The sequence below is a fragment of the Paucibacter hankyongi genome (assembly GCF_037482915.1).
Taxonomy (GTDB): domain Bacteria; phylum Pseudomonadota; class Gammaproteobacteria; order Burkholderiales; family Burkholderiaceae_C; genus Paucibacter_A; species Paucibacter_A hankyongi.
Genome location: NZ_JBBHJX010000019.1, coordinates 61,727 through 70,125 on the forward strand (window position 1 = coordinate 61,727; position 8,399 = coordinate 70,125).

The window sequence follows — 8,399 nt, forward strand, 5'->3', positions numbered from 1 at the left end:
GATGTTTTTTGAAAACGAGGGCGGCGTGCTTCATGGAGTCAGGCCCAGGGCTTGGCTCAGGCGCGAGGCGCTGCGTTGTTGTTCGATGCGGGCGCGGGCCAGGGCCAGCTCGGCCTGGGCCTTGTCGGCCTCGGCGCGCAGCCGGGTCGGCAGGTCGATGGCGCCCAGGCTGAAGGCGCGGCGCTGCAGGCCTAAGCTATCGGCGGCCAAGGCCTGGCGGCTTTGGGCCAGCGCGGCTTGCTCGGCGCTGCGCGCCATCTGCTGGCGCGCCTGCGCGATGGCGGCGGCTTGGGCGTCGCTGAAGCGCGCGATCTCGGCCTCCAGCTCGGCGCGCTCGGCGGCGAGCTGAGCCGCTTGCAAGCCGGCCTCCGGCTGGCGGCCCAGCGGCAGGCGCAGCGTCAGCCGCGCGCTGTTGGCGGCGGGCTCCAGGCTGGAGCCGCGTTCGCGCAGCAAGGCCAGGCCCACGGTGGGGCCGGCGTAGCTGCCGGCTTGGGCGCGCGCCAGCTGGGCGCTCAGCAGCGCATATCGGGCTTGCAGCAGGCTCAAGGCCGGATGCTCTTGCGTCGACGTAGCAGCGGGCGCCTCCGCGCTGGCGGGGTCAAAGGTCGAGTCCAGCGGCTCAGGGCTGGTGCTGGCGGAACCCACCAGCAAGGCCCAGGCGCTTTGCGCCGCAGCCCTTGCCGCCTGAGCCTCGGCCAGTGCAGCTTGAGCCGTCTGCTCGGCCGACAAGGCCTGGTTCAGGTCCAGCCGGGCCAGGTCGCCGGCCTTCAGGCGCCGCTCCACATCGGCGCGCAGCGCTTGCAGATTGGCCAGCTGCTGCTCGGCCGCCGTCTGCTCGGTGGCAGCCAGGCGCAAGGCCCACCAAGCCTCGCGCAGCTCGCCACTCAAGGTCCAACGGGCGGCGGCTTGGGCGCGGCTCCACTGTTGCCCTTGAGCTTCGGCGCTGCGGCGCTCGGCCTGGCGCTCACCCGGCCAGCGCAGCGGCAACTCCAACGCGGCTTCGTCCTCGCGCAGGCCTTGGGCTGCGCCGCCCCAGCCATCGCTGCGGCGCGACAGTTGCAAGCTGGGCGGGGCTGCCAGCCAGCGATCGGCGGCTTCGTTCTGCTGGGCGATCAGCGCTTGCGCCGCGCTGGCGCTGCGCGCTGCGGGATGGCGCGGCCAAGCCTGGGCCAGGGCCTCGGCCAAGGTGTTGATCGTGGCTTGGTTTGCCGTGGCTGCAGGTGCCTCAGCGGCGCGCAGCGGCAGGCCGGGTAGCGCCAAACAAAACCCCAAGGCCAAAGCGGGCCAGGGCTGCTTCAAAAAAACAGGTCGTCGTAAAGACATGGACTTCTCCGTGAACGTCGAAACGGGAGAAGCCGGCGAGCGAAACAAACACGCAGGAAGTGGTCCGCCTCAAATCTCAGGCGGACGAATCACAAAGAGAAACTGAATGGAGAGCTGCGCGTGGCCGGCTTCAGAACGAGGCTGAAGTCGGCGCGGCAAGCGGCACGCGCTCGATTGCGTCGGGCGCCATACCGGTGCGCGGCGGCGCGTCTTGCGGGCGCAGGGTCTCGCGCAGCAGTGCAAACTGCGAGGCGCAGTCGCTGGGCACCCCCAGATTGCAGGCGAAATGGCATTGCGCGCAGTCGCCATGGTCCAGCGAGGCGGCGTCGGCCGCAGCCTTTTTCTGGACTTGTTGGCCTTGGTCTAGCGGCTTGCTGGCCTTGCTTTGCTGGGCATGCTGATGCTCATGGTGACCGGCATGCACTTGTTGCTGCGTGTTCGTCGTTTCGTCTTCATGCAGGCAATAGCCCAGCGCCATGGCCAAAGAGCCTTGGAGCGGCAGACAGATTGCCAAGAGCACAACGATGAACCAGCGGCGCAACATGGGCGGCAGTATAGGGGCGCGCCTCAAGGCCTTGCGCCGCTGGGGGCGAATGCCGAATCAGCGGCGACGCTGGCTCCAGAAGTAGCCCAGGATGTAGAGCGACACCAACGTATCCATCAGCGCGCCGCCCACAAAGCCGGTGCTGGCCGGCTCGCCCCAATGCAAGAGCACCAGCAGCACCATGCAGGCCTTCTCCAGCCCGACGAAGACCAGGATCGGCGCTCTCCACTCGCTGCGTAGCGCCGCCAGCAACATGGCCAGCCCGACCAGCCCCACCATCGCCCCCCAGTGTTGGGCCAGCACCGTGTAGGCCGGCACATAGTCCAGCTGAAAAATCGTCTTCAGCGTCCACTCGGGCAGAAAAGCCAAGCCTCCCGCCCCGGCGGTGATGGCACCGGTCAGCAAGAAGAAGGGGCGGAAGGTGGTGGTGAAGAAGCGTTGCATGGGGTGGGCTGGAGAGCGCTGATTTGGGTGGATTCCACCACAGCCTCGCCGAGCCTCAATGACCTGTCCGCGGGAGGCGAATCTGGCGCTCGCTGGGCAAGGCCATGCAACTCAGAGGCGCGGCGCCCACATGCCCATCCAGGCACCAGCGATGCCCGCAGCGGTGGCCAAGCTGGCGAGCAGGATCGCTACGCTCAGCGCACGCACGGCGCCAGGTCCCCAGCCGGGCGCGCGGAAGTAGGCCTCCAAAAAGGCCAGCGGCAGCAAAAACTGGCCGAAGGTCCAGCCGGTCACAAAGGGGCCGGTGAAGGTGTCGGGATTGAAGCCAACCGGCGCGCGCAAGATCAGCATCCACAACATAAAGCCGATGCGGAAGAACCAGACCCCGCTGACGGCGAACAGCAGGCGCAGAGCCCAGCGGCGGTGCGCATCGAAGCGTCGTGCAAGCGCCTCGCAAGCCCCGACCCTCCAACGCTTCGCGCCGTCCTTGCGCCGCTCGCACCGGGCCAGCGCGGATTCGTCGCAGGCGGCTTGGCGGCAGGGCTGCTGCTTCTCACAATCGCGCTCAACACTTTCTGATTTACCAATGAAGCCACGAACACAATACAGCGCCAAGCTGGCCGCCGCCACGGCGATCTTCTGTCTCGCCGTACAGGCCATGGCCCAGCCAGCGATGCCGTCACAAAGCCAGGCGCCGGCCTATGAAGCCGGCTGGACGCAACTGCAAACGCGGGCGACTGGCCCCGATGTGCCTGCCACGACGGTGGCGCTGTACTACCCGACTCAAGCCACTGCGCGCACGCTGGCCATGGGACCCTTCACCCTGCAGGTGGCGCCGGGCGGCCCGGCTGTGGCCCAGCTCAAGGGGCTGATTCTGCTCAGCCACGGCATCGGCGGCAGCGAGTTGGCGCACAGCGTGTTGGCCCAAGCGCTGGCTCGCAGCGGTTATCTGGTGGCCGCCCTGCGCCACCCCGGCGACAACTGGCAAGACCGCTCGCTGATCGAGCAAAACCCCGAGCGCTATTTCGAGGAGCGGCCGCGCCAGGCCTCGCGGGTCATTGACGCCTTGTTGGCCGACCCCGCCTGGAAGGACCGCATTGCTCGCGACGCCCAGGGTCCGCGCATCGGCGCCTTGGGTCATTCGGCCGGCGGCTACACCGTGCTGGCGCTGGCCGGTGGGCAGCCCGATCTGAGCCGGGTGCGGCAGCATTGCCAGACTCAGGCCGCCGCTGACCCGATTTTTTGCAGCGTCGGCCGTGCTGCAGCAAGCCAGCCCGCAGCCCCAGTCGCTGCAACAGCGCTGCTGCGCGACGAGCGTGTTCGGGCGGTGGTGGCCATGGCCCCGACCGGGGTGCCGTTCACGCCCGAATCACTAGCAGCAGTGAAGGTGCCAACGCGGGTCTATGTGGCCGAGCAAGACCGCTTCTTGGTGCCGCGCTTTCATGCCGAGTGGGTCGCCAGCAAACTGCCCGAACCGAATCTGCGCCGGGTGGCCCATGCAGGGCATTACGCCTTCATGGACACCCCCAGCATCGCGATTCCCAGCCCCGACGGTGATCTCGCCGCCAACCCGCCGGGCTTCGATCGCGCTGCTTTCTTGCAGCAGGCGGCTGCTGAAATCACCCACTTCTTTGATCAGCAGCTCCGCTGAGAAAGAGGGTCAGGGTATGACCGCAGACATCTCTAGCTAACGCGTTCTAACATCGGCACTTCCAACACTGGGAGCGCTTGATGCGTCGTTTGCTGATCGTGTCGGCCTTGGCCGCTTGTTTCGCTTTGGGGGCTCAGGCCGAAACCACTTCGGCCGGCCATAGCTACACACCGCCGGAGGCGTTTGCGATCAGCCAGACCGGCTCGCTGCTGCGCCTCACTGCGCCCGAGGGCGATGCCACGGTCACCGTGGTGGAGCTTGGCAAGGACCAGGCCAAGGACGCCGCGGACGCCGTGGCGCAGGCCTGGCGGCAGGTGCAGCCCGATTTCAAACGCACCTTGCTGCTGGCCACGCCTCGGCCCAAGCGCAATGGCTGGGTGGACCAGTCGGTGTTTGACTATGAGACCTCGCCGAATGAGAAGCTGGTGATCCAGGCTTTGGCGCGGCGCTCCAGCATCGATGGCGGCTGGGTGGTCTTGCTGCTGCAAGCCTCGCAAGCCACTTTGGAAAAACGTGGTTCGCCGATTGGCAAGTTCTACACCAGCCTGCGCCCCAAGGGCTATGAGCGCGAGAGCTTCGCCGGCCGCAGCGCCAAGCCGCTCACGCCCGAGCGGGTCGAGCAGCTCAAGGCCTTTGTCGCCGATGGCATGAAGAAGCTTGACGTGCCCGGCGTGGGCCTGAGCTTTATCGATGGCAACAAGCTGGTCTGGGCCGGCGGCCTGGGCGTGCGCGCCTTGGGCAAGCCCGAGCTTGTGGATGCCGACACCTTGTTCATGGCGGCCAGCAATACCAAGTCCATGACCACCGGCTTGCTGGCCAAGGCCGTGGACGCCGGCAAGCTGCGCTGGGACCAGCCCGCCGCCCAGGCCTACCCCGGCTTCAAGCTGGCCGAGCCCGAGGTGACCCAGAGCGTGCTGATCAAGCACCTGGTTTGCGCCTGCACCGGCATGCCGCGTCAAGACCTGGACTGGATCTTCGCCAATGGCGCCGCGCCGGCCAAGAGCACGTTCGATCAACTCAGCGGCATGAAGCCGACCTCCAAGTTTGGCGAGGTGTTTCAGTACAGCAATCTGATGGTGGGCGCGGGCGGCTATATCGCTGCGGCCACGCTGAAGCCGGGCGTGGAAATCGGCAAGGCCTATGACCAGGCCATGAGCGAGCTGCTGTTCAAGCCGCTGGGCATGAACCGCACCACCTTTGACTACAAGCAGGCCCTGAGCGGCAACCACGCCGAGCCACACGGTGACGCTTTTGACGGCAGCACCCGCCGCGCCAGCATGGACGTCAACTACACCATCGTGCCGGCCCGCCCGGCCGGTGCGGTGTGGACCAGCCCGCGCGAGTTCAGCCAATGGGTGCTGATGGAACTCGGCAAGGGCCGCGCCCCCGATGGCCGGGTGGTGATCAGCGAGCCCAACTGGGCCGAGCGCTACAAGCCGCAAGTGATGGTGGGTGAAGACACCTACTACGGCATGGGCCTCTTCATCGACAAGCAGTACGGCATCACCATCGCCTCGCATGGCGGCGACATGCTGGGCTTTCACTCCAATATGATTTGGCTGCCCGAGTACGGCATTGGCGTGACTATCTTGACCAACTCCGACGCCGGCGTGTTGCTGCGCGGCCCGCTGCAACGCAAGCTGCTGGAGCTGGTGTTTGACGGCAAGCCCGAGGCTGACGAGCGCCTGCAAGTCGCCATCGCCAACCGTAAGGCTGAGAACGACAAGCAGCGCGAGTTGCTGACCCTGCCGGTGCCGCCTGAAGCCATCAAGCCGCTGGCCGCCCGCTACCACAGCCCCGAACTCGGCTCGCTGCAGGTGCTGAAAAAAGCCAAGGGCGGCAAGCTGATCTTCAAGTTCGCCCACTGGGATAGCGAAGTCGCGCTGCGCAAGAACGAAGACGGCACGCACAGCTACTTCTCCATCGACCCGGGCGAGGCTGGCTTCGAGCTGGTGCGCGACGACAAGGCCGTCAAGCCCACGCTGGTGATGCGCGATGCGCAGCATGAGTACCGCTTTGTGGCGCGTTGAGCAAAGCACGACGATGCGCGTCATTGGGCTGTTATGGTTGAGCGCATGAACACCGCCACCACCAATCCGGGCCGCGTCGTCAGCCTGCGCCCCGTTCGCGAATCCGATCTGCCCCTGTTGATCCAAATGGCCGGCAGCCCCGAGGGGCGCAGCGAGTTTGAGTCGGGCCGCTTGAGCGGCGAGCAGTCGCTCAAGAAGCGCTTTGCTGAAGACGGCTTTTCCAGCGACGCGGGCGAACGACTGCTGGTCTGCGATGAGAGCGGGGCGGTGATTGGCAGCGTCTCGCACTTTCTCGCCCATCGTTATTCCACCGCGCGCGAGATCGGCTGGAGCATCCACGACCCGGCCTTGCGCGGCCGAGGTTACGGCTCGGCCGCGGCGTGCGCCCTGGTGGACTATCTGTTCGAAAACTTCGAGGCGGTGCACCGCATCTGCTGCAACACCGACCCGGCCAACACCGCCTCGCGCCGCATCGCCGAAAAAGCCGGCTTGCAATACGAAGGCTTGCTGCGCGGCGTGATCTTTATTCGCGGCGCCTATGTGGATGGCGCGGTGTACGGCATCTTGCGGCCGGAGTGGCTGGCGGGGCGGGCGCAGGCCGCCAACTGAGCGCCCTGAGGGCTGGCGCTGCTCAGCGCCGGAAGGGGTCTGAGAATTTGGGGTCAGTGGCCAGCGAGTTGTCATCCAGCGTCAACAAAAAGGCCACCAAGGCCGCCTTGTCGCTGTCGCTCAGATTGTGGCGGCGCGGCTGGCCGTTCCCGGCGATGAGCCGGTTGTCCAAGGCCGGGCCCAGTTGCACGCCGCTGTTGTAGTGCTCCACCACCTGCGCCAGGCTGCTGAAGCGGCCATCGTGCATGAAGGCGCCGGAGCGCCCCACGCTCTTCAAACTGGGCGACTTGAAGATTACCGTCTCGCCGGCGTCAAGCCCATTGCTGAGCGAACCCGGTGACAAGGCAAAGCTGGGCGGCTGGTGGCAGCCCGCACAGCCCAGGCCACCCTGCGGCGGCGGCAGCATGAACAGCGCGCGGCCACGTTCTTCTTGCGCCGTGAAGCTGGCCAGCGGCAAGGAGATGCCCTTGTCCGGCAGGGCTGCGTCGTACACCGCGGCATAGGCCGTGTCCCAGCGGCTGTTGCTGCTGATCATGGCCCGCTCGAACTGAGCAATTGCTCGTCGAACGCGCGCCTCGGTCACGGTCACGTCGCCAAACGCGGCGCGAAACAGTTCGGGGTAATAGGGCAGGGCTTGCAGCTTGGTTTCCACTGCCACCAAGCCGCCATGTGCGCTGTCAAAGCCCATCTCGACGCTGTTCTGTACTGGCTGGCCTGCCTGCGCCTCCACGGTGGCGGCTCGCTTGTCCCAAAACATGGTGCCGGGGCGGTAGTAGCGGAGATTGCCCAGGCGCATGGCGTGCGCCGTGGTCAGCCCGCCGGCGAAGCCGCTGCTGAAGCGTTTTGTATCGCTGAAGCCTTGCGCTTGCTGATGGCAAGAGGCGCAGGACACGCTGTCGTTGATGCTCAAGGCCTTGTCATAGAACAGCACCCGGCCCAGGGTGGCGATGCGGTCGGTGGCGGGGTCATTGCGCGGGCTGTTGTCCTGCGCCGCCAGGTCTGCGTCGTAGTGCAGCGGCAGGCTGGGCGCAATGTAATTGGCCGGTGCCGCCATGGAGATGTTCAAGACCGCTGGCACCGCTGAGGCCAAGGCCTGAACCGCGCTCGATGCGGCACCCGTGCCGATGCGATTGGTGGCCGCTACAGAGCAGTTGTAGCTATTGCCATTGACCAAGCCCGTCACCACCGCCGGACTGGCGGTGGAGGTGGCGCTGAAGCTCAGAGCGCCCAAGCTGCAGGTGGCCAGGTAACTGTTGATGGCCGCGCCGCCATCGGAGGCCGGCACCGTGAAGGCCAGACTGACTTGGGCATTGCCCGAAGTGGCAGACAGGCCGGTGGGGGCTCCTGGGACTTGGGCGATGGGGGTGGGCGTCGTTGATGAAGAAGAGTTGCCGGCGGCGCTGCTGCTGCTTCCTCCGCCCCCGCAGCCAGCACTGGCCAAAAGGGCAAAGAAGCTGAGCAAACTCAGCGCGGTGCGCACCACCACGGCCTGTCGAAGGGAATCTGGGGTACTCATGCTGCTTCAGCCCGCCACCAAAGAGGGCTGCGGAGTGGCGAAGACTTGAATGTGCCTTTGCCGTTTTTCGCTAATGTTTCCCTTGAGAAAAGAAGGTCCACATTTGCGGCACAACTTCTCGGTCAGGATGCAATCGGTCGCCTTCTACCCAAGTGAGGCTTCCGACACTCCGAGGCACTTTTTGGTATTCGCTCTGGGCGATCTGACCCTCAGGAGTGCTGATTGTTTGGCGGGCAAATAGGGATCGCAGGGTAAGCCAGAGCAAAGATCAGCAAGGTGATT

Annotated in this window: 8 protein-coding genes; 3 read left to right on the forward strand and 5 right to left on the reverse strand. The window is 66.0% G+C overall.

The genetic code is table 11. The features are described 5' to 3' along the window. Nucleotides 1–30 precede the first annotated feature (30 nt). The 4 genes from WG899_RS19975 to WG899_RS19990 form a co-directional block, all read right to left on the reverse strand. The gene (locus WG899_RS19975) at nucleotides 31–1,323 is read right to left on the reverse strand and encodes a TolC family protein (protein ID WP_339597416.1); all 1,293 of its coding nucleotides are present in this window, start codon (nucleotides 1,321–1,323) and stop codon (nucleotides 31–33) included. A gap of 130 nt (nucleotides 1,324–1,453) precedes the next feature. Beyond that, complete coding sequence (locus WG899_RS19980; protein WP_339597417.1) at nucleotides 1,454–1,867, reverse strand: hypothetical protein; 414 nt, start codon at nucleotides 1,865–1,867, stop codon at nucleotides 1,454–1,456. Nucleotides 1,868–1,924: 57 nt separating this feature from the next. Next, entirely contained in the window at nucleotides 1,925–2,311 is a 387-nt protein-coding gene (locus WG899_RS19985; RefSeq protein ID WP_339597418.1) for a hypothetical protein, read from the reverse strand. 111 nt (nucleotides 2,312–2,422) lie between these two features. After that, on the reverse strand, nucleotides 2,423–2,671 hold the full coding sequence (locus WG899_RS19990) for a hypothetical protein (RefSeq protein WP_339597419.1): 249 nt from the start codon (nucleotides 2,669–2,671) through the stop codon (nucleotides 2,423–2,425). Nucleotides 2,672–2,897: 226 nt separating this feature from the next. On the opposite strand from WG899_RS19990, the gene WG899_RS19995 reads away from it, so the two are divergent. The 3 genes from WG899_RS19995 to WG899_RS20005 all read left to right on the forward strand — a co-directional run bounded on the left by WG899_RS19995 (nucleotide 2,898) and on the right by WG899_RS20005 (nucleotide 6,601). Continuing rightward, a complete protein-coding gene (locus WG899_RS19995) occupies nucleotides 2,898–3,962 on the forward strand; it encodes an alpha/beta hydrolase family protein (RefSeq protein WP_339597420.1) in 1,065 nt (354 codons plus the stop codon). Nucleotides 3,963–4,042: 80 nt separating this feature from the next. Continuing rightward, entirely contained in the window at nucleotides 4,043–5,992 is a 1,950-nt protein-coding gene (locus tag WG899_RS20000) for a serine hydrolase domain-containing protein (RefSeq protein WP_339597421.1), read from the forward strand. 45 nt (nucleotides 5,993–6,037) lie between these two features. Further along, entirely contained in the window at nucleotides 6,038–6,601 is a 564-nt protein-coding gene (locus WG899_RS20005; RefSeq protein ID WP_339597422.1) for a GNAT family N-acetyltransferase, read from the forward strand. 22 nt (nucleotides 6,602–6,623) lie between these two features. Here WG899_RS20005 and WG899_RS20010 read toward each other — a convergent pair whose 3' ends face one another. Beyond that, nucleotides 6,624–8,117 (reverse strand): cytochrome c peroxidase, encoded by a 1,494-nt coding sequence (locus tag WG899_RS20010; protein ID WP_339597423.1) that lies wholly within the window; start codon nucleotides 8,115–8,117, stop codon nucleotides 6,624–6,626. Nucleotides 8,118–8,399: the final 282 nt, after the last annotated feature.

What these genes read in the sequence shown, in the direction of transcription:
- WG899_RS19985 (WP_339597418.1), bottom strand. Translation starts at nt 2,311, where the DNA reads ATGCAACGCTTCTTCACCACCACCTTCCGCCCCTTCTTCTTGCTGACC.
- WG899_RS20005 (WP_339597422.1), top strand. Translation starts at nt 6,038, where the DNA reads ATGAACACCGCCACCACCAATCCGGGCCGCGTCGTCAGCCTGCGCCCC.
- WG899_RS19990 (WP_339597419.1), bottom strand. Translation starts at nt 2,671, where the DNA reads ATGTTGTGGATGCTGATCTTGCGCGCGCCGGTTGGCTTCAATCCCGAC.
- WG899_RS19980 (WP_339597417.1), bottom strand. Translation starts at nt 1,867, where the DNA reads ATGTTGCGCCGCTGGTTCATCGTTGTGCTCTTGGCAATCTGTCTGCCG.
- WG899_RS20010 (WP_339597423.1), bottom strand. Translation starts at nt 8,117, where the DNA reads ATGAGTACCCCAGATTCCCTTCGACAGGCCGTGGTGGTGCGCACCGCG.
- WG899_RS20000 (WP_339597421.1), top strand. Translation starts at nt 4,043, where the DNA reads ATGCGTCGTTTGCTGATCGTGTCGGCCTTGGCCGCTTGTTTCGCTTTG.
- WG899_RS19995 (WP_339597420.1), top strand. Translation starts at nt 2,898, where the DNA reads ATGAAGCCACGAACACAATACAGCGCCAAGCTGGCCGCCGCCACGGCG.
- WG899_RS19975 (WP_339597416.1), bottom strand. Translation starts at nt 1,323, where the DNA reads ATGTCTTTACGACGACCTGTTTTTTTGAAGCAGCCCTGGCCCGCTTTG.